The sequence below is a fragment of the Thermomicrobium roseum DSM 5159 genome, from assembly GCF_000021685.1.
In the GTDB taxonomy this organism is placed as follows: domain Bacteria; phylum Chloroflexota; class Chloroflexia; order Thermomicrobiales; family Thermomicrobiaceae; genus Thermomicrobium; species Thermomicrobium roseum.
The window spans coordinates 522,434-543,020 of sequence record NC_011961.1; the positions used below are offsets into that span (position 1 = coordinate 522,434).

General features: G+C 65.1%; 15 protein-coding genes, 1 tRNA gene, 3 rRNA genes and 1 pseudogene. 10 read left to right on the top strand and 10 right to left on the bottom strand.

Annotation, left to right across the window (positions count from 1 at the left end):
• Positions 1–240 precede the first annotated feature (240 nt).
• The 3 genes and pseudogenes from TRD_RS15285 to TRD_RS15295 all read left to right on the top strand — a co-directional run bounded on the left by TRD_RS15285 (position 241) and on the right by TRD_RS15295 (position 1,237).
• Positions 241–450 (top strand): chromate transporter, encoded by a 210-nt coding sequence (locus tag TRD_RS15285; protein WP_012643141.1) that lies wholly within the window; start codon positions 241–243, stop codon positions 448–450.
• A gap of 207 nt (positions 451–657) precedes the next feature.
• Positions 658–882 (top strand): annotated as a pseudogene (locus TRD_RS15290) (chromate transporter); the annotation flags it as partial.
• An 85-nt stretch (positions 883–967) separates the two neighbouring features.
• On the top strand, positions 968–1,237 hold the full coding sequence (locus tag TRD_RS15295) for a chromate transporter (RefSeq protein ID WP_012642415.1): 270 nt from the start codon (positions 968–970) through the stop codon (positions 1,235–1,237).
• Positions 1,238–1,902: 665 nt separating this feature from the next.
• Here TRD_RS15295 and TRD_RS11595 read toward each other — a convergent pair.
• From TRD_RS11595 to TRD_RS11605, 3 genes are read right to left on the bottom strand one after another with little or no spacing between them, the layout of a single operon-like run.
• On the bottom strand, positions 1,903–3,054 hold the full coding sequence (locus TRD_RS11595; RefSeq protein ID WP_012642564.1) for an ABC transporter ATP-binding protein: 1,152 nt from the start codon (positions 3,052–3,054) through the stop codon (positions 1,903–1,905).
• A complete protein-coding gene (locus tag TRD_RS11600; protein ID WP_052294135.1) occupies positions 3,051–4,685 on the bottom strand; it encodes an ABC transporter permease in 1,635 nt (544 codons plus the stop codon). The genes TRD_RS11595 and TRD_RS11600 overlap by 4 nt, the downstream gene beginning before the upstream one ends.
• Entirely contained in the window at positions 4,682–5,830 is a 1,149-nt protein-coding gene (locus tag TRD_RS11605; protein ID WP_012642785.1) for an iron ABC transporter substrate-binding protein, read from the bottom strand. The genes TRD_RS11600 and TRD_RS11605 overlap by 4 nt, the downstream gene beginning before the upstream one ends.
• A 579-nt stretch (positions 5,831–6,409) precedes the next feature.
• Here TRD_RS11605 and TRD_RS11610 point away from each other — a divergent pair.
• The 4 genes from TRD_RS11610 (at position 6,410) to TRD_RS11625 (ending at position 10,190) form a co-directional block, all read left to right on the top strand.
• Positions 6,410–7,216: an IclR family transcriptional regulator gene (locus tag TRD_RS11610; protein ID WP_169302313.1), complete on the top strand. Its 807-nt coding sequence runs from the start codon at positions 6,410–6,412 to the stop codon at positions 7,214–7,216.
• Positions 7,217–7,285: 69 nt separating this feature from the next.
• On the top strand, positions 7,286–8,035 hold the full coding sequence (locus tag TRD_RS11615) for an iron-sulfur cluster assembly protein (protein ID WP_012642850.1): 750 nt from the start codon (positions 7,286–7,288) through the stop codon (positions 8,033–8,035).
• Positions 8,032–9,066: an amidohydrolase family protein gene (locus TRD_RS11620; RefSeq protein WP_012643178.1), complete on the top strand. Its 1,035-nt coding sequence runs from the start codon at positions 8,032–8,034 to the stop codon at positions 9,064–9,066. Before TRD_RS11615 ends, TRD_RS11620 begins: the two co-directional genes overlap by 4 nt.
• A gap of 80 nt (positions 9,067–9,146) precedes the next feature.
• Complete coding sequence (locus tag TRD_RS11625) at positions 9,147–10,190, top strand: NAD(P)-dependent alcohol dehydrogenase (protein ID WP_012642855.1); 1,044 nt, start codon at positions 9,147–9,149, stop codon at positions 10,188–10,190.
• A gap of 66 nt (positions 10,191–10,256) precedes the next feature.
• On the opposite strand, the gene TRD_RS11630 is transcribed toward TRD_RS11625, so the two are convergent.
• The 5 genes from TRD_RS11630 to TRD_RS11650 form a co-directional block, all read right to left on the bottom strand.
• Positions 10,257–10,331: transfer RNA gene (locus tag TRD_RS11630), tRNA-Met, on the bottom strand.
• A 36-nt stretch (positions 10,332–10,367) separates the two neighbouring features.
• Positions 10,368–10,486 (bottom strand): 5S ribosomal RNA (rrf, locus tag TRD_RS11635).
• Between the two features lie 81 nt (positions 10,487–10,567).
• Positions 10,568–13,555, bottom strand: a 23S ribosomal RNA gene (locus TRD_RS11640).
• A 309-nt stretch (positions 13,556–13,864) separates the two neighbouring features.
• A 16S ribosomal RNA gene (locus TRD_RS11645) occupies positions 13,865–15,386 on the bottom strand.
• Together the 16S, 23S and 5S rRNA genes with 1 tRNA gene alongside form the textbook arrangement of a ribosomal RNA operon.
• A 272-nt stretch (positions 15,387–15,658) precedes the next feature.
• Entirely contained in the window at positions 15,659–16,273 is a 615-nt protein-coding gene (locus tag TRD_RS11650; protein WP_012642574.1) for a cysteine hydrolase family protein, read from the bottom strand.
• A 197-nt stretch (positions 16,274–16,470) separates the two neighbouring features.
• Here TRD_RS11650 and TRD_RS11655 point away from each other — a divergent pair, with 197 nt between their 5' ends.
• Positions 16,471–17,376 carry a hydroxymethylglutaryl-CoA lyase gene (locus tag TRD_RS11655; protein WP_012642915.1) on the top strand — a complete coding sequence of 302 codons (906 nt, stop codon included), beginning with the start codon at positions 16,471–16,473 and terminating at the stop codon, positions 17,374–17,376.
• Positions 17,377–17,417: 41 nt separating this feature from the next.
• Positions 17,418–17,822 (top strand): TIGR03667 family PPOX class F420-dependent oxidoreductase, encoded by a 405-nt coding sequence (locus TRD_RS11660; protein WP_012642380.1) that lies wholly within the window; start codon positions 17,418–17,420, stop codon positions 17,820–17,822.
• Positions 17,823–17,883: 61 nt separating this feature from the next.
• Here TRD_RS11660 and TRD_RS11665 read toward each other — a convergent pair whose 3' ends face one another.
• Positions 17,884–18,807, bottom strand: a complete 924-nt coding sequence (locus tag TRD_RS11665) for a universal stress protein (protein WP_012642718.1) — start codon at positions 18,805–18,807, stop codon at positions 17,884–17,886.
• 127 nt (positions 18,808–18,934) lie between these two features.
• Here TRD_RS11665 and TRD_RS11670 point away from each other — a divergent pair, with 127 nt between their 5' ends.
• A complete protein-coding gene (locus TRD_RS11670) occupies positions 18,935–20,059 on the top strand; it encodes an acetamidase/formamidase family protein (RefSeq protein WP_012642582.1) in 1,125 nt (374 codons plus the stop codon).
• Between the two features lie 93 nt (positions 20,060–20,152).
• Here the strand turns inward: TRD_RS11670 and TRD_RS11675 are convergent, their stop codons facing one another.
• Positions 20,153–20,584, bottom strand: coding sequence for an OsmC family protein (locus TRD_RS11675; RefSeq protein ID WP_012642572.1), 432 nt, complete (start codon positions 20,582–20,584; stop codon positions 20,153–20,155).
• Between the last annotated feature and the right edge of the window lie 3 nt (positions 20,585–20,587).

The following is a 20,587-nucleotide window of genomic DNA, read 5'->3' on the forward strand; positions in this document are numbered from 1 at the left end:
GACAATAGTCTCGTGCCGATCATGATGGCAACAGCCCAGTATCGCTCTTCTGACGTGTCCTGGCACCTTGACGCCAGCATCGGTCGATCGTCGGGAGACGAGCTTGAGCGAGACTCCGCCGGTGCGCAGCAGTCTCTCTGAAAGAGACCGCGAGCAGGGTAGCCATCTCGCTGACGTCGCGCTCGTGGCGCTCGAACGCGGCTGCCTCGCCTTCGGGGGGGGCCAGCTGCCCATATCGCGATGTTGCGCGAAGAGGTCCTCGTTCGGCGGAACTGGCTCAGCGAGCAGGAGTTCCTCGACCTTCTCGGAATCACCAACCTCATCCCGGGTCCGAACTCGACCGAGATGGTCATCCTTTGCAGCTATCGACGAGCCGGTTGGCTGGGTCTCCTCGTCGGTGGGATACTCTTCATCTTCCCGGCCGCCGCGATCGTTCTCGCCCTCGCCTGACTCTACGTCCGTTGGGGGACTGTACCGGCAGCGATCTGGCTCCTCGAGGGGGTGAAGCCGGTTCTCCTCGCCATCATCGACCAGGCGATCTGGAGCTCGGGAAATTCGCCGTCCGGCGAACGAGCCGGATCGTGCTGGCTCTGTTGGTTTTCCTCCTCTCTCGCTGGCGTCCACGAACTTTTGCTGCTCGCGGGTGCGGCACTCGCCATGCTGGTATTCCATATTGGGCGACGTCGCGCCGAGTCGTTCGCCCTCGCGCCCGTGGGAGCCCTCGCGACCAATGCGTTTCCGGTGATCGATGCGAGCGCACCGGTCAGTCTGCTCGAACTGTTCCTCACCTTCCTCAAGATCGGCTCGGTCCTCTACGGGAATGGGTACGAGCTCCTGGCCTTCTTGCGGCGCGACTTCGTCGAACGACTCGGCTGGTTGACCGACCAGCAACTCCCGGACACGATCGCGGTCGGGCAGGTGACGCCGGAACCGGTCTTCACGACGGGCGACCTTCATCGGGTATCTGGTGGCGGGCCTACCGGGAGCATTGCTCGCAACGATCGCGATCTTTCTGCCAGCTTTCGTCTTCGTCGCAGTGGTCCGGCCAGTGGCACCGCGGTTGGGCCGCTCTTCTCGGCTCGCATCGCTCCTCGACGGTCTGAACATGGCGGCAGTCGCGCTCATGGCCGGTGTGCTGTGGGAACTCGGACGCACAGCGATCGGCGATCCGCTGAGCGGGTTCTTGGCGCTCGGAGCGCTCGTCGCGCTCCTCCGCTTCGAGGTAAATTCGGCCTAGCTCATCATCGTCGGTGGAGCGATCAGGCGCGCCATCCGCCTCGTCTGATCGTGCAGCGAGCGGTCAGCACCCATCACCCGTCCCATCGCCCGCCGAGCAGATCCCAGCCAGCAGGCCACACCCGCCGGTCACTCATGACAGAAAACCGATCACTGCAAAAGGGTAGGGGAGTAGTGAGCAGCGTCCCTCCTCCGGGCGGACAGGGTGCTCAGCGTCGCGGTGAGCGGGATGCTCGCTGCTCCAGCGTTCCAGCCGCGAGGCTACAGCACGAGCCGATCGCTAGGGCGCGCTCGCTAGACGTGCGCGCACATGTCACCGCGCGACGACAGCTTCGAAGCCGTGGACCTCACGGTCAGGCGCGAGCCGAAAGTCGCCGACCGGTCGTCGCACTGCTGGGCCACGCAGCTGGCACCGGCTGCACCGGCGTGCAGAGACCGATGCCGTGTGCGGATCGCTACGTGTCCAGCTCCATGGTCACCTCGTGAGGCGTGCTGTCCCAGTATCAGCGCATAAGGACACTTATACGCATAGCAGACGGGCAGCATTGCCTCTCGCAGAATCGGTGCGCCCTGGCCCGTCCGACGACGTCCCCCGCTGTGCGAGAAACCCGCGACACGACTCGGCTTCGGTTCCAGCTCCTGGATCGTTGCTCCTCGCTCGAGTCGTCAACTCGCTGCCGCTCCATCGGTGCCACCAGCCACCGGCGCCTCCGTGTCGGCTGAACGCGTGCGCCCCAAGCGTTCCAGCAGTGCTGCCAGCCCGATTCGCTCATCTCCCGCGAATGCCGCGACACGCGCCCGATTGCACCGTACCTCGACGCGCTCCCCGATCGCCAACTCGACGGAAGGCGGTTGGCTCGTCTCGACCGTGATGCCGCAACGCAGCAGGACGCGGTAGATCGTCTCCGCACCGACGAAGCGTCGGTCGACGACGACCCCGAGCCCCTCCGGATGGCGTTCGAGCACGACGTCGCGTGGCCGCAGGAGCAACTCGACCTGCTCGGTCGGCTCCTCCGCCCCTTCGAGTGCGAACGACCCGATGTCGCTGCGCCCGAGCCGACCGAGCACTCTCGCTGGGACGAAGCTGGCTTGGCCGAGCAAACGAGCCACCTCACGCGTCCGTGGCTCGTGGTACACCCGTTCTGGGGTATCCACTTGCACGACGGTCCCTTCCAGCATCACTGCCACGCGGTCGGCCAAGGCGAGCGCTTCATCGCGGTCATGGGTCACCAGGATCACGGTCACGCCGACATCGCGCAGTAGCCGTCGCAGTTCCTCGCGCATGCGCAGGCGCAGTTCGGCGTCCAAGTTCGCGAACGGTTCGTCCAGGAGGAGTACTGCTGGGTGTGGAGCCAGTGCCCGGGCGATCGCGACCCGCTGCTGCTGTCCCCCCGAGAGCTGATGGGGATAGCGTGTTCGAAAAGCCTCCAACCCGGTCAGGGCCAGAAGTTCCTGAACGCGCCTGGCGCGCTCCTGCCGCGCGAACCCGCGGAGCCCGAATGCGATATTCTCTTCGACCGTCAGATGAGGAAACAACGCGTAATCTTGGAAAACGAGCCCGACTCCCCGTTCTTCCGGTGGAACGAAACGGCCGCCCCCGGCTACCACTCGCCCGCCGATCTCGATCGCCCCCGTGTCTGGCCGCTCCAGACCGGCAATGAGGCGCAGGGTCGTCGTTTTACCGCATCCGCTCGGCCCCAGGATGGCGAGCAGTTCTCCGGCGCGCACGTCCAGCCAGAGATCCCGCACAGCGGGAACGACTGTCCCTCGGTACCACTTCCAGACTCCCGCCAAGCGTACCGCGCACGTTTCGCTCACCCGTTGCTCCTCCCCGCCCCGCGCTCTTGCCACCAGCTGAAGAGTGCCATCGGTACCACACCGATGCCCAGCAGCAGGAGTGTCGGCAGTGCCGCGTGCGACCAAAAGGCATCGGCGGTCGCGTTCCAGACTGCCGTCGCCAAGGTCGTAAAACCGATCGGACTCAACAGCAACGTCACCGGGAGTTCCTTGATGGTCGTCAGGAAAACCAACGCGAAGGCGCTCCCGATACCCGGGAGAGTCAGCGGGAACTGCACCGTCAGCCACGCGCGCCAGGGACGAAGGCCCAGTGTCCGCGCTGCTTCTTCGAGCCGCGGATTCTGTTGTGCCAGCGTAGCGCGCAGTATCCCCGTTGCTTCCGGCAGGAAGCGCAACGCGTATCCGACGATCAAGAGCGGGAGCGTCTGATAGAGCCACGGGAGAAAGCGGACGCTGAACGACACCAACGCCAACGCCAGCACGATGCCCGGGAGGCCATAGGCGATCCAGAGAGGCAAATCGATGAGCGAGACGTATCGTCCGTTCCCGCGCACCACCGCCCAGGCGACAGGAAGCGCGAGTGCGACGGTCACGAGTCCGGCTGCGCTTCCGACCAGCAAGGAGTTCGCGAGTGGTTCCCCGATCCCGGGCAGCTGTTCCCCCAACGACCGCGCGCGAAGGAACCAGAACGTCGCCATGCCAGCGGGCAAACCGATGGCAAAACTGCCCCAAAGCAGTGCCAGGCTCAGTCCCAGCCAACTCCCCCAGCCTGGCCTATGCAAGACTGGTGGACGGCGAGTCCCCACGGTGCGATAGAAAGCAGCGCGACGCTGCCAGTGCCGCTCGGCGATCAACAGGATCGCTGAGAGGACGACCAGGAGCACCGCCAGTGCCGCCGCAGCCGAGCGGTCGAACGAGAGACGGTACTGGTTATAGATGCTGTAGGTCAGGGTCGGGTAACGGAGAATCGCGATCGCGCCGAAGTCGCTGAGCACATAGAGCGTCGTGAGCAGCATGCCGGAGAGCAAGGCTGGCCCCAGCAACGGAACGGTGACGCGCCAAAACGTTACCCAGCGTCCCGCGTGGAGTGTGCGCGCGACTTCCTCGAAGGCCGGATCCAGTCCGCGCAACGCCGCGCGCAGTGCCAGGAACGTGTAGGGATAGGTCACCAGGGTCAAGGTGAGCCACGCCCCGAAGAACCCGTACACTTCCGGTAGCCGAGTGAGTCCGATGCTCCGCTCGAGCAGCGAAGCGAGCGTTCCTCGCGGACCCAGCGCAGCCACGACCGCATAGGCCATGACATAGCTCGGCACGGCGAGCGGTACGGCGAGCAGGATCGCCAGCCACCGCCGGCCAGGAAAAGCGACTCGTTCGGTGAGGACAGCCAAGGGGAAGGCGACCAACGCACTGCTCGCCGCGACCGCGACAGCGAGTCCGAGACTGCGCAATACGAGCCAGGCAGTACGGGGATGGGTGAGGGAGGCGAGCGCACGCTCGCCTCCCTCCAGAGCGCGCCAAACCAAGTAAAGAACAGGTACGAGGGCGATCGACGCGACGACCAGCGCCACGACTTCGCTGGGGCGGATCACCACGAGGCTCCAGCGCTGCCGTAGCGAGTGCGCGATGGTCGTTCGCCCTGCTGACGCCGTCACAGGAGCCCGACCTCCTGAAGGAGAGCCAGTGTTCCCTTGAGATCGTCCAGATCGGAGAGATCGAGTGCCGGCGGATTGAGCGACGCCAGCGGCGGCAGATCCGGATGAGCCGGTATACCTTCGAGGAGCGGATACTCGAACGTCTGCTCGGCGAAGTAACGCTGAGCTGGCTCACTGAGCAAATAATCGACAAGCGCAAGAGCGGCATCGCTGGCGCGGCTCGTCACCAACACGCCGACGCCTGCCACGTTGACTAACCCGCCAGGATCACCATTGGTATAGAAATAGTTTTCCGCTGGCAGCGGCCGACCAGCCTGCGCACGCTCGCGCATGAGATAGTAATGGTTGACGAACCCGGCTTCGATCTCTCCCTTGATCGTCGCTTGGACGATGCTCGAATTGTTGGGGAAGACGCGTGCGTCGAGCGCTTTGACTCCCTGGAGCCAGGAGCGCGCGACATCCTCCCCGCGCAACCGACGGAGAGCCGTCACGAATGCTTGAAAAGATCCGTTCGTCGGAGCCCAGCCGAGTCGGGCACGCCAGCGCTCGTTCCCCGCGAAGTCGACGATCGAGGCAGGGATCTCCTCTGGCTTCACCCGCTCGGTGTTGTAGATGACGGTGCGGACTCGTCCACTGATGCCGACCCAGAGTCCCTTGGGAGAGCGGTACGGTTGCGGCACACGTTGCAGGAGTTCGCTCGGGAGCGGCGCCAAGCGACCTTCCTTAGCGAGTGCGCCCAAGGCACCAGCATCCTGTCCGAAGAAGAGGTCTGCTGGCGAACGGTCCCCTTCCTCCAGGATCGCGGTCGCCAATTCGGCGGTATCTCCGTAGCGCACCCGCACATCCAGTCCGAGTTCCTGACCGATCCGGTCGAGCAACGGCCCGATCAGCGACTTGGAGCGACCAGAATAAATAGTCACGACTGCACTCTGGGAGCGTGTCATCACGGTCGGTGTTGCGCCGGCCGTTCGTGTCGCAGCAGCCGCTGGGGTGGGCGAAGCCGTCGGAGCCATGCCTGCCCCGGCTGCTGTTGGTGTCGGAGGTGCGGGGGTCGCAGTCGGCTCGGTACTCCGGCAGGCGGCAAGGAGTGTCCATCCAGCGGCGAGCCCGAGTCCGCCGAGGCGGATAAGATCGCGGCGACGCATCGTCTCTCCTTTCAATCGTCGAGTCTCTCCGTCTCCCTTCGTCCCGCATCGGGGGACCGACTGTTCGGGCTCGGTGGCCACCGGAGAATCCCGACTTCGTCAGTCGGGATTCATTCTGCGCGATCGGATGGCCGTCTGTCAAGGGGTGCGCCGTCTTCCCTCCTACTGGTCGTCAGGATGAGCGACAGGCGCGGTCGCTCCTACCTGGGTGGATGGATACCGAACCGGTCTCGCTGATCGCTTCGCGGCTCGTTCATCGTGGAGCAGTGTGGGGAAGGTCGCGATGGGGTCGAGAGCGGCGCGGACCACCCGGCGTGCGGATAGAGCGCACCGCTCTAGCGTGGGGACGGGGTGCGGTCGTGGCGGGAACTCCTGTCTGCTGGCCGATCCGGTACGACTTTGCCGCTCCTTTTCTTTTTCGCCATCGCATCCCCTCGACGTGCGGGCTCACGATAACGCAAGAAATCGTGGCTGGTGCTCCAGAATGCGGATCCCATCCTCTTGACGGGCGGGCCCACGATGCGTTAAGGTGAGCATGTCACCGCCCGGTCGAGGTCGGCGAGAAAGGGGCTCGTGTCAGTGGCGCGGCCTGCGCGCACGCTCACTACGGGAGAGCGGGTTCTCCAGGTTTTACAGCTCGTCGTCGAGCGTCAGCCCGGGCTTTCTGTCAAAGAGGTAGCGGCTGAACTGGGGGTGAGTCTTTCCACTGCCTATCACCTCGTGCACACGCTGACTGCTGCCGGCTATGTCGTTTTGGAGCCGCATCGCTGCCTGCGGCCCGGACCAGCGCTCTATCGGCTCTCGGACCAGCTGCTCGGGAGTCGCCTGCGCCCGACCGAACTCGAGCCGGTGGCGAGCCAGATCAGTGAAATGACGGGTTGTCGTTCTTACCTTGCTGTCTGGTCGGACCGCGACGTGGAGGTCATCTACGTCCACGGTCGACGTGGCGTGCGGGAGCTGCCGGGCTTGCGGCGTGGTTTCCGCGGGGCGGCTCATGCTCTTGCACTCGGAAAGCTCTTGCTCGTGGATCGTCGCCTGGAGGAGTGGCCTGACTATCTCCAACAGGAGCGACTTCCCCGCTTTACCCCGACGACGATCGAATCGCCGTATCAGCTCCAGGACGAGCTCCGTGAGGTCCGAGCGAGCGGCGTCGCCTTCGACCGCGAGGAGTACGCGCTCGGTTCGGCATGCATCGCTGTTCCACTCGTCCGCGAAGATGGCGGGGTGGCGGTCGCACTCGGGATCAGTGTGCCCGTTCGGCGGTTCGCTGCCGAGAGTGAGCTTTTGGTCGGACTCTTGCGCCGCGTTGCGAGCGCGGCTTCCCTCTCTCGATCGGACTTTCCGGTTCTTTTGGCAGATACTGCCAAAAACACTCGTATGCATTGAGCCACGGGTCTCGAGTCGCTAGGCTCACCTCGAGAACAGCCCGAGCATGGATCGATCAGGGAGCCAGCGATGGAGACGAAAGCGCTCTGGGCGCAGCTCGAGCGGGTCCTCGACCCGGAACTCGACGAATCGATCGTTCGCCTCGGTTTCGTGCAGCGCGTCGAGCAGGAGGGCCAGCGTGTCCGCGTCGTGCTCCGTCTACCGACCTACTGGTGCTCGCCGAACTTCGCCTACCTCATGGCGGATGGCGTGCGGCGTGCCCTGCTCGAGCGGTCGGAAATCGCCCAGGTCGAGATCGTGCTGGAAGATCATTTCGCGAGCGATGTCCTTTCGCGTGGTGTGAGTGCCGGCCGCTCTTTTTGCGAGCTGTTTCCCGATGAGGCGACCGAAGAACTCGAAGAACTCCGCAAGCGGTTCCTCATCAAGGGGTACCTGAGTCGGTTACTGGTTCTGGTCCAAGCCTTGCGCAACGCGGGAGCACCCGGGTCGGTTCTGGCACGCGCGAGGCTGGCTGCCCTGGTGAGCAGTGGCGAGGACGCGTGGTTGTGCGACGAAGACAACCGGTACGGACCCATTCGTGCTCGCATCGCCGACCGGTATCTGGCGCGACGGGCCGAACTCGGGCTCCCCATGGATGCGGACGCACCCCTGCTCCTGCGGCCGGACGGGAGCGCGATCGGTGAAGAAGAGCTTCCCGACGAGCTGCGCCGGCTCCGCGCGACCGTCGTCAATCTGCGGGCGAGTACTGCCTTGTGCGAAGCACTCCTGGAAAGTCGGCAACAGTGGTGGACGGCTGAGCGAAAGGAGGCGTTGCGATGATCACGATCGACGGGCAGGAGGTCTTCGTCATCGACGGGCACATGCACTTTTGGGATGGCAGCCCGGAGAACTGGCGGAACCAGTGGGGCGAAGGCTGGATCAAGTGTTTCTATGACTACCATCTGGCCTTGAGTCCCAAGGAAGCCGTCTGGCCTTTCGAGAAATTCACGAAGTACAGCGAGGATGACCTGGTTCGTGACCTCTTTCTCGAAGGCCACGTCGACATGGGGATTTTCAACTCCACGTACCTACGCGAGTTCTTCAAGAACGGCTTCAACACGCACGAGCAAAATTACGTGCTCGTCGAGAAGTATCCGGATCGCTTCATCCTCTGCGGATCGTTCGACCCACGCTGGGGCGAGGCGGGGTTGGAGACGTTCCGCCGCATGGTCGAGCAGTATCCGATCCGTGGGCTCAAGCTCTATACCGCCGAGTGGTACGACGGGTCTCGTGGCTGGAAGCTCAGTGATCCGATGGCCTACCGGTATCTGGAGTTGTGCCGCGAGCTGGGCATCAAGAACATCCATGTCCACAAAGGGCCGACGGTCTATCCCTTGAGTAAGGATGCCTTCGACGTGCACGATGTGGACTATGCGGCGACCGACTTTCCTGAGCTGAACTTCATCATCGAGCATGTGGGCTTGCCCCGGCTGGACGATTTCTGCTGGATCGCCAAGCAGGAGAAGAACGTCTATGCGGGGCTGGCGGTGGCCTCGGCCTTCATCGCGACGCGCCCGCGCTACTTCGCGGAGATCATGGCCAACCTGCTCTACTGGGTGGGTGAGGACAAGATTCTGTTCGGGAGCGACTACGCGATTTGGACACCGAAGTGGATCGTGGAGGCGTTCGCGCGGTTCGAGCTGCCGGAGGACATCAAAGAGGAATACGGAGTCGATCTGACGCCGCAGGCGAAGCGGAAGATCCTCGGCGAGAACGCGGCGCGCCTGTACGGCATCGACATTGCGGCGCAGAAGGCGAAGCTGGCGCAGGATCCGATCGGCCAGCTGCTGGCCGCCCAGCAGGCAGCCTGAGCCGATCGGGGGCAAGGTGGAAGGCGAGCTGGCTGCGCAGCACTGCGCGGCCAGCTCATGTAGTGAGAGGAGGAAAGGCGGTGCTGGCTGCGCGACTGTATCGGTATGATCCGGCGATGCAGGAAGAGCTGCGCCTCGAGACTGTTCCCGATCCGACGATCCGGCAACCGGACGAGGTGATCGTCCGTATCGTGGGAGCAGGGCTGTGCCGGACCGATCTCCACATCATCGAGGGGGTATGGCGCCCGATCCTCGATCCGGAAGGAAAGCTGCTCCCGTACACGCTCGGACATGAGAACACGGGTATCGTCGAGGCGGTTGGCAGTGCCGTGCGCAACGTGCGGGTGGGAGATCGCGTGATTTGCCACCCGCAGGCCACCTGCGGGCTCTGTCTCGGCTGCCGGGTCGGGGAGGACATGTACTGCACGAGCGCGCGGTTTCCGGGATTGGACTCGGACGGTGGGTTCGCCCAGTATCTCGTCACGACCGAACGGGCGCTGGTGAAAGTGCCTGAGGACGTCGATCTGGTGGATATCGCGCCCCTGGCCGACGCGGGGCTGACGGCCTATCGAGCAGCCAAGCGGGCGAGCCGCATCGCGCCGCCGGATGGTTGGGTGGTGATCATCGGGATCGGCGGACTCGGGCACATCGCTCTCCAGGTCCTGCGGGCACTGGCGGGGGTGCGGATCGTCGCCGTCGATCGCTCGCCATTGGCGCGGGAGCGAGCTGGCGAGCTCGGGGCCGACCATGTTCTGGCTGGTAGTCCTGATCTGGCCGCGGAAATTCGGGAGCTCACCGGTGGTGGTGCGCACGTCGTGCTCGACTTCGTCGGTGAGCAGGGGGTCGAACAGCAGAGCTGGCAGATGCTCCGCAAGGGCGGCACCCATCTGATCATCGGCTATGGGGGGACGTTGGAGATTCCGACCGTACGCATGATTTTCGGCGAGTTGACGGTTGCTGGGAGCCTGGTTGGAAACTACAAGGAGCTGGTCGAACTGATCGATCTTGTGGCTCGAGGGAAAGTCCGCGTGTTTACGCAGCGCTACACGCTCCAAGAGATCAACCGGGCGATCGACGATTTCAAGCACGGACGGTATTTCGGGCGGGCGGTGATCACACCGTAGCACGGTCATCACCGCGTGGTGGGAAAAGCAAGAACCCCTGAGGATGTCCCTCGGGGGTTCTTATCGTGGTAGCGGGGGTGGGATTCGAACCCACGACCTCTGGGTTATGAGCCCAGCGAGCTGCCGCTGCTCCACCCCGCGGCGAGCGAGCAGAGTGGTGGACCGTCGGCTCAACCGTGCGCGCAGCGGCCTCGCCTCCCACGCGGTTGCCCGCGCAGTACTCTCCGGCGCTGGTGTGGGGCACGACCCGGTTCGGGATGGAGCGGGGTGTTGCCACACCGCTCTCGGCCACGCGCACGGGTGAGCCGGCGATCCGATCGAGACATCTGCAAGCGATCCGCTCGACTGTGTCGGTCCTCACTGAGCTCCCGAATGGTTGAGGACTGGCCTCGGCCATGAGGACGGCTTGGCTCCAGTCGGTTACCCGCTGTCCACCGGCCGCCTCGCTACCGGGTCATCTCCCCGGGGCCTTACCCCCGTGTGGGGTGGGACGGCTCATCTTGGGGTGGGCTTCCCGCTTAGATGCTGTCAGCGGTTATCCCGTCCGGACATGGCTACCCAGCGCTGCCGGTTGGCCGACAACTGGCACACCAGCGGTCCGTCCAGCCCGGTCCTCTCGTACTAGGGCCAGCTCCCCGCAACCGTCCGACGCCCGCGGCGGATAGAGACCGAACTGTCTCACGACGTTCTGAACCCAGCTCACGTGCCGCTTTCATGGGCGAACAGCCCAACCCTTGGGACCTCCTCCAGCCCCAGGATGCGACGAGCCGACATCGAGGTGCCAAACCGGGCCGTCGATGTGAACTCTTGGGCCCGATCAGCCTGTTATCCCCGGGGTAGCTTTTATCCGTTGATCCACGGCCCGCCCACACGGAACCGTGGGGTCACTTGGCCCGCCTTTCGGCCCTGCTCGGGATGTCCCCCTCGCAGTCAAGCCCCCTTGCTGCCCATGCACGCTCCGGCCGATTGCCATCCGGCCTGAGGGGACCTTTGGGCGCCTCCGTTACCCTTTAGGAGGCGACCGCCCCAGTCAAACTGCCCACCAGCCACGGTCCCTGCCCGCGTTCCCGCGGGCCAGGTGAGGGCGCAAACCCCGCCAGGGTGGTATCTCACCGGCGGCTCCACGGAGCCTGGCGGCCCCGCTTCTCAGCCTCCCACCTATCCTGCACAGGCCGGGCCCGCACCCAGTGGCAAGCTGCAGTCAAGCTCCACGGGGTCTTTTTGTCCCGCCGCGGGTCACCCGCTTCTGCACGGGTCCAGCAGTTTCACCGGGCCCCCCGTCGAGACAGTGCCCACGTCGTGACGCCTTTCGTGCGGGTCGGAATTTACCCGACGAGGAATTTCGCTACCTTAGGACCGTTATAGTTACGGCCGCCGTTCACCGGGGCTTCCCTTCGGGGCTCTCCACCCCTCCGGTTCACCTTCCGGCACTGGGCAGGCGTCAGCCCCGATACGTCGGCTTTCCGCCTTCGCCGAGACCTGTGGTTTTGGTAACCAGTCGCGCGGGCCTGCTCTCTGCAACCCCCTCGGGCTCATCACCCTACCGGGGCCCCCCTTCTCCCGAAGTTACGGGGGCAATTTGCCGAGTTCCTTGACGGGGGTTCTCCCGTCCGCCTCGGTGTCCTCCACCAGCCGACCTGTGTCGGTTTGCGGTACGGTCACCGCCGCCCTCGCTAGAGGCTTTTCTCGGCCAGACCGCCAGATCCGCTCGGCAGGGCCGCACCCCCGCCTCGCACTCGCCAGTCGGCGCTTCCGGCCGGGCTTTCCCTCGGCCACGCCCTCTGGCTTGGACGGTCCCTCCGACCGCCGGACCCTCGGCCTGGCGTCCCCCCATCGCTCGATCGGGCGCCGGTGGGGCCGGAATCTTGACCGGCTGCCCCTCGCCTACGGCTTCCGCCCTCAGCTGAGGACCGCCTCACCCGCAGCTGACGAGCATCGCTGCGGAACCCTTCGGCACTCTCCGGCGGGGCGGATTCTCACCGCCCTTCCGCTACTCGTGCCGGCATTCGCACTCGGCGCCGCTCCAGCACGGCTCCCGCCGCACCTTCCCCGCCGACGCCGACGCTCCCCTACCGCCGCACGCCGCCTCCCGCAGCGCGCGACCCGCGGCTTCGGTGCCGGGCTTCGCCCCGCGTCATTTTCGGCGCACGGGCGCTCGACCAGTGAGCTGTTACGCACTCTTTCAAGGATGGCTGCTTCTAAGCCAACCTCCTGGTTGTCTGCGCACCCGCACCTCCTTGACCACTCAGCCCGGACTTGGGGACCTTAGCCGGCGGTCTGGGCTGTTCCCCTCTCGACCCAGAACCTTTTCGCCCCAGGTCTCACTCCTGCCGACCAGCAGCCAGCATTCGGAGTTCGCCTCGGCTTGGTAGGCCAACGCCCCCGCACCGAAACGGTGCTCTACCTCCAGCTGCCTCCCAGCAAGGCTGACCCTCAAGCCATTTCGGGGAGAACCAGCTATCTCCGGGTTCGCTTGGCATTTCACCCCTACCCCCAGCTCCTCCGAGCCCTTTGCCACGGACACCGGTTCGGCCCTCCACGCAGGTCTCCCCCGCGCTTCAGCCTGGCCAGGGGTAGCTCACCCGGTTTCGGGTCGGCCAGGCGCGACTTTCTCGCCCTCTTCAGACTCGCTTTCGCTCCGGCTCCAGGTGCCTCCCCCTTCGCCTCGCCACGCCCGGCCACTCGCCGGCTCATGCTCCAATAGGCACGCCGTCACCGCTCAGCGCGGCTCCGACCGCCTGTGGGCACACGGTTTCAGGCGCTCTTTCACCCCCCTCGCCGGGGTCCTTTTCACCGTTCCCTCACGGTACTCTCCACTATCGGTCGGTCAGGGTGTTTAGCCTTGGAGGGGTGGTCCCCCCAGCTTCCCACAGGGTTCCTCGTGCCCCGTGGTACTCACGCACCTGTCCCACGAGCACCTGAGCAGTCCGCCTACGGGACTCTCACCCTCTCCGGTCGCCCCTTCCAGCAGCGTTCGGCTCCCACTCAGGCACCCGCGGCCGCCCTGCCGCTTGGCCCGGACAGGCCGTCCAACCCCGTCGCCGCTTCCGGACGGCAGCCCTCTGGGCGACGACGGTTTGGGCTCCTCCCGTTTCGCTCGCCACTACTCCGGGAATCGCTCTCTCTTCCTCGGGGTACTGAGATGTTTCACTTCCCCCGGTGCCCACCCTCCCAGTCGAGCAAGAGGTCCCCCTCTCACCCTTCCCAAGAGGGCGACGCGGCTCCCCACCGCGCCAGGTTGCCCCATTCGGACACCCCCGGATCTCCGCTCGCCCGCAGCTCCCCGGGGCGTTTCGCCGCTCGGCCGCGTCCTTCCTCGGCCCTGACCACCTAGGCATCCACCGTGTGCCCCTCACCCCAGTCCGCACCAGTTCGGGTTCCGCTCAGGAGCACCGACACAGTCGAATGGACCCATGCAGATGCCTCGATCTTGCCACTCTGCTCGCTTGTTAAGGTACGCGCCGTCCAGCGTCGCACCTCGACAACTGGGGTGTGGTTCGTGCGCGCCCTGCCCGTCGTGTACGAGGTGACGGCTCCGGGTTCGGGGACCAGCAGGCGGACGCCCTCCGCGGGGAGCATCCCCGCCTCCTCAGGCGAGCCTCCCTGGCCCCGCCCCGTCCTGCACCCTCCGGTGCTGCGCCACCCCGGTTGACCCGGGAGCCAGCGCTCCCTAGAAAGGAGGTGATCCAGCCGCACCTTCCGGTACGGCTACCTTGTTACGACTTCGTCCCAATCACCAGCCCCACCCTCGACGGCTGCCCCCGGCGTGCGCCGGTTGGCCCACCGGCTTCAGGTGAAGCCAGCTTTCGTGACGTGACGGGCGGTGTGTACAAGGCCCGGGAACGTATTCACCGCCGTATGGCTGACCGGCGGTTACTAGCAACTCCGCGTTCACGCAGGCGGGTTGCAGCCTGCGATCCCCACCACGACCGGGTTTGCGGGATTGGCTCCAGGTCGCCCCTTCGCTGCCCACTGTCCCGGTCACTGTAGCGTGTGTGTCGCCCAGGGCGTCAGGGCCATGCTGACTTGACGTCATCCCCTCCTTCCTCCGGGCTTTCCCCGGCAGTCGGGTCAGACACCCGCGTAACTGACCCCGAGGGTTGCGCTCGTTGCGGGACTTAACCCAACACCTCACGGCACGAGCTGACGACAGCCATGCAGCACCTGTGCCACCGCTCCCTCACCGGGCACCCCAGCCTTTCAGCCAGGTTCGGTGGCATGTCAAGCCCTGGTAAGGTTCTTCGCGTTGCGTCGAATTAAACCACACGCTCCGCTGCTTGTGCGGGCCCCCGTCAATTCCTTTGAGTTTTAGCCTTGCGGCCGTACTCCCCAGGCGGCGGGCTTACTGCGTTGGCGCCGGCACGGATGGGGTCAACACCACCCACACCTCGCCCGCATCGTTTACTGCGTGGACTACCCGGGTATCTAATCCGGTTCGCTCCCCACGCCTTCGCGCCTCAGCGTCAGGTACGGGCCAGCGGGCCGCCTTCGCCACCGGCGTTCCTCCCGATCTCTACGCATTTCACCGCTACACCGGGAATTCCACCCGCCTCTCCCGCCCTCGAGCCAGGCCGTCCCGCGCGACCCTCCCCGGTTGAGCCGGGGACTTTCACACGCGGCGTACCCAGCCGCCTACACGCCCTTTACGCCCAGTGACTCCGGGTAACGCTCGCCCCCTACGTCTTACCGCGGCTGCTGGCACGTAGTTAGCCGGGACTTGCTCCGAGGGTACCGTCGCTCGATCGTCCCCCCGAACAGCGGTTTACACCCCGAAGGGCTTCCTCCCGCACGCGGCGTCGCTCCGTCAGGGTTGCCCCCATTGCGGAAGATTCCCTGCTGCTGCCTCCCGTAGGAGTCGGGCCCGTGTCTCAGTGCCCGTGTGGCTGGCCATCCTCTCAGACCAGCTACCCGTCATCGCCACGGTAGGCCGTTACCCTACCGTCTAGCTGATAGGCCGCAGGGCCCTCCGAGCACAGCACAGTCGCCTGCGCCTTTCCTTGGCCGGCCCACCGCCAGCCAAGCGTATGGGGTATTAGCCCGAGTTTCCCCGGGTTATCCCCCGCACCCGGGCAGGTTCCCCACGTGTTACGCACCCGTCCGCCACGGTCGGCACGCCAGAGCGTGCTCCCGTCCGACTTGCATGCATTAGGCACGCCGCCAGCGTTCCCCCTGAGCCAGGATCAAACTCTCCATCCCCGATCACTCCAGAACCCGAGATCGTCGTGCCCTGCACGAGACCTCGGTCCGTCGTCAACACCTGGGGCGGGGCGCTTGCACGAACCACACCTCAGTTGTCAAGGTGCTTCGCCTTCCGGCGTTCGAGCCTCTCTCGCTCGACCCATCGCTACAGTATAACGATCAGGGGTCGATGCTGTCAAGCCCTTCCGCCGGTTCCCGGGCTGCGCCCGCTCGCGCAGCGTTGTCAGATACTACTCAGCCGAGGCCTCGTTGTCAAGGGGTCAATGCGTCTACGCCGGTACGCCGCTCCGCAGCCGCACGCCGTCCGCTCGGGTCAGAACGCCCCGGAACAGGAACGCGGTCTGCCGGTTGGCTGCTTCCAGATCGAAGGGATGGAGCGCCGACGTCGCATCCACTGGAATGATCACGCCATACCAGCGCAGTGCTGCGCTCGCTGCCGTATAGTGCACGCAGATCGAGGCCACGGTCCCACAGATGATGAGTTGTTCGATCTTGCGCAAGCGGAGCTCGTGATCCAGCGGCGTCCCGTAGAACGCATCGTAACGCCGCTTTTGCAGCACGAGTTCTCCTTCCCGTGGCGCCAGTTCATCGATGATTTGCCAGCCCCAGGTCCCCGCCACGCAATGTTCACCCCAGATGGGAAACTCCGGGTCACCTGGATAATGAGTGTCTTGCGTGAAGACAGTGAAAATCCCGTGCTGGCGGGCGAAAGCGAGCAATGCTTGGATCTTGGGTACGGTTGCCGGTGCATCCGGAACGAACAATTTCCCTTCTGGCCGAACGAAATCGTTTTGCATATCGACGACGATCAGCGCCGTGGTGCGGGGGTCGATCTCCACTTCGGGTGCGATCGTGTACTCCGGGACTTCGACTGTTCGCGGCATGGTCTCCCTCCCACTCCGATACGCAGCACCGACCAGTCAACGGAGCTTGGCCTGACGATCTGCACCACTAATGATGCATCGCACCCGGTTCGTGGTTCCAACGTAGGCTCGGGCGGTCACACCACGATCCCGGTTATACTCTCGCCCGAGGCACCCGCACTCGACCTGCTCGCTCGCAGCCTTCGAAAGGAGTGGCCATGCCGTCGGTACCCGAACGCGTCCGATTGGTCGAGGTCGGACCACGCGACGGTCTCCAGAACGAAGCCTTTTCTGTTCCAACCGACATAAAAATTGCCTTCATCGATGCGCTCAGTCAGGCCGGCTTCCCGGCCATCGAATGCACGAGTTTCGTTTCCCCTCGCGCGGTGCCGCAGCTGGCCGACGCCGAGGAGGTCATGCGTCGCATCGCACGCCGACCCGGTACACGGTACCTGGCCCTCGTCCCCAACGAGCGGGGGCTCGAGCGCGCGTTGGCTGCTGGCTGTGACGCCCTGGCGCTTTTCGCTGCCGCGACTGACGCCTTTTCCCAGGCCAATATCGGTGTCTCGATCGACGAGTCGCTCCAGCGCTACGCCACCGTGGCCGTCCGCGCCAAGGCCGCTGGGTGTTGGTTGCGCGGCTATGTTTCCGTCGCCGTCCACTGTCCGTACACTGGACCGGTCGAACCCCAGCGCGCCGTCGAAGTGGCCCGCCGCCTCGCCGAGTTGGGATGTGACGAGTTGGCGGTGGCTGACACCATCGGCAAAGCGGTACCGGACGAGGTGGCTCGTCTTCTCGAAGCGTTGCTCCGTTGGTTACCGGCCGAGCGTGTCGCGGTTCACCTCCACGACACGACTGGTCGCGCGCTCGACAATGTGGCAGTCGCGCTCGCCTACGGTGTGCGCACCATCGATGCGGCCGTCGCCGGACTCGGTGGCTGTCCGTTCGCACCGGGGGCTCCGGGGAACCTGGCCACCGAGCGACTGCTCGATTTTTTGGAGGCTCGCGGATACGATCACGGGATCGATCGACGCGCTCTCGAGCGAGCGCGTACCCTGCTTTGGGAGGCTATCCCTGGTCTCGCTCGAACTGACTCGCCGACGGCGCAGCTCGGAAGTCAATGAGCTGCTTCTTTCCGCTGAGTGGGCACGAGAATGGAGGCACGATGTTGACCTATCCACCCGCGGTTCTGCAGCAACTCCGCAACGAATCGATCATCTGGCTGGCCACGGTTCGGCCCGACGGCCAACCGCAAGTCGTGCCCGTCTGGTTCCTCTGGGACGACGGTGCTGTTCTGATCTATTCTCGGCCGCGCAGTCAAAAGGTCCGCAATATTCGGCACAATCCCCGTGTCTCGCTGCACTTCAACAGCGACCCCTGGGCCGAGCACGTGACGCGGTTCGATGGCCGCGCTGAACTCGTGAGCGATGCAGCGCTCGCCAACGAGCGTCCCGCCTATCTGGCGAAGTATCGCGATGGAATCTCCCGCATCGGTATGACTCCAGAAACGTTCGCTCGCGAGTACAGCCTGCTCATCCGGGTCTATCCAGAACATCTCGTGCACTGGTGAGGCGTCAGCAGTGTGCTCACTGCGGTGAAGGAAAGGGATGCCTCCTTGCCTGACTGACTGCTCATTCGGCCTGATGAACCTCGCTCTCTTCAGTGCTGGGCACGATGAACAACGGAACGCGGGTTGCCGTCAGGAGCCGCTCCGTCACGCTGCCGAGCAGCCAGCGTTCCAGTCCCCCCTTTCCGCGTGTCGTGAGAACGACGAGATCAGTCCGCTCGCGTGCGACCGCGGCCACGAGTTGCCGCTTCGGATCGCCGCTCAACTGCAGGAGTTGGACGCGGATCCCCGCCGGAATGCGCTCGCGGATCGCATCCAGGTAGTGCGCCGCCTCTTCCTCGATGGCGGCGAGTCGCTCCTGCGTTGCCGGGGCGATCGGTCGGCCGCGCCACTCCAGGAGGAGCTCGCGATGGGTTTCGGCGACGCGAGCGAGAGTCAGGCGGGCCCCCGCTCGTTCCGCTAGTGCGATCGCATAGGGGAGTGCTCGTTCCGCCCGCGGCGAACCGTCCAACGGAACCAATACGTGCTCGATCCGCTCCAGTGCTGGCCCGCCTGCTCGTACTACCAGGACTGGACAGCTCGCTGTGCGGACGACTCGATCCGTCACGCTGCCGATCACCGCTCGTCCCACTCCACCGCGGCCATGACTGCCCAGGACGAGCACGGGTGCTGGCCACGCGCGAGCTTCCTTGACCAACTCGTCGGCTGGTTTGCCCAATCGAACCACAGCGACCGCGGTGATTCCCCGCTCGCGCAGGATCGACAACTGCGCTGCAAAGAGTTCTTCCGGCGGGATCTCCAGGCGCGGTTCGTCTTCCGAGAGCCAGATCACCTCGCCGTGCCGCGGGTCATAGAAAGGGCGCATCGTTTCCAGCACTCGTACCAGCACGACGGGGACCGAGAAGAGGCGGGCCAAAAGCACAGCAGCTGGCAGGGTCGTCTCGGCAGCTGGTGATCCATCGTGCGCGACGAGTATCGTTTCGATCATCGGTCCTCCTCGGTCGACTCCGCGGGAAGGATACGTACAGATTCCTCTCCTGCCTACGCCTCTTCACGGATCCGGCGGATGGCGGTATGCTGCGCTCGTCGGCTGATTGCAGGGAAGGAGGGGCAGCATGATCCGGACTCACCGCCTCAGCGTTGACCCATTGCGCCCGCTGGCGGAACAACCGGGCAAAGGGCACAACCGATGGCACGAAGCGATTCCTCCGGCACTCGAGGTGGAGCCGGGAGAACCGGTGGCGCTGGAAACCTGGGATGCCTTCGATGCCCAGCTGACGCCCCAATCGACGATTCATGACGTCGCCGGGGCCGATCTCAGTCGGGTTCATCCGCTCACTGGCCCGGTCTTCGTCAAAGGCGCGCAACCGGGTGACCTCCTCGAGGTGAAGCTTCAGGCTATCGAGCCGGACCCCTGGCAGCACTGGGGATATACCGTTCAGGTCCCCGGCTTCGGCTTTCTCCGCGATCAGTTCCCGCAGCCGTACATCGTCCACTGGCATCTCTACGACACGTACGCAGAATCACCACAACTCCCTGGGGTGCGCATCCCGCGTTGCCCCCATCCGGGTACCATCGGCGTGGCTCTCTCGCGCGAACTGCGCGAGGCAGTCGCGCGCCGCGAAGCGGAGTTGGCAGCGCGCGGTGGGTTCGCGCTACTGCCGGATCCCACTGGGGCGGTTCCAGCCAGCGAGCCGATCGCATCCGAAGGACTGCGCACGATTCCACCGCGGGAGAATGCCGGTAATCTCGACATCAAGCAGCTGACGCCCGGCGCGAGCATCTTCATCCCCGTATGGGTGGAGGGGGCGCTCTTTTCCGTCGGCGATGTCCATTTCGCTCAGGGGGATGGCGAAGTTTGCGGTACGGCGATCGAGATGCGCTCGGTCGTGCATGTCGAATTCCGCGTGCACAAGGGGGAGGCGCGGCGGCGCGGTATCCGTACGGTCCAGTTCTTGCGCGATGGGTACTTCACCGCGCCGGAAATGGCGGCACCACGCCGATTTTACGCCACGACCGGCATCTGCGTGCGGAACGGTCGCAACGAATCGGAAGACCTCACGCTGGCGGCGCGCGATGCGCTCTTCCGCATGATCGAATACCTGCAGCGGCGCGGCTTCACGGCTCAGCAGGCCTATGCGCTCTGCAGTGTCGCCGTCGATCTTCGCGTCAGCGAGACGGTCGACGTGCCCAACGTCATGGTGAGCGCCATTCTGCCGCTGGATATCTTCGTGGGATGAGCGGGAGGCCACGAGATCGCGCTGCCGGGAAGAAAGCGGAAGGGCCGGGCTTCTCCTCCGACCCTTCCGCTCTCCGAGCCTGTCGTGCTGGAATCACTGCACGAGCTGAGCACGCACGACGATCTCCTCGACGCCACCCAGGGCCCGCCCCACTGGGCAGGTCCGCTTGGCCTGCTCGGCGAACTCCTTGAACTGCTCCTCGTCGATACCGGGAACCTTGCCCTCGGTTTCCAGTTCGATGCGATCGATAGCGAATCCGCCGTCCACTTGCTGGATGCGGACACGAGCGGTCGTCGTGATCCGCTCCGGTTGAAATCCGGCTCGGCCGAGGACGGCGGCGAGTGCCATACTGTAACAACCAGCGTAGGCGGCTCCGATCAGCTCCTCCGGATTCGTCCCCGGTTCCTCTCCAAAGCGAGTTCCTGCAGTGAAACGGACCGAGAAGGCTCCGCTACCAGCTGCGGTCGTGCCCGAACCACTCTCCAGCGTGCCTTCCCACGTCGCCGTGGCCGTCCGGACCGGCATCCT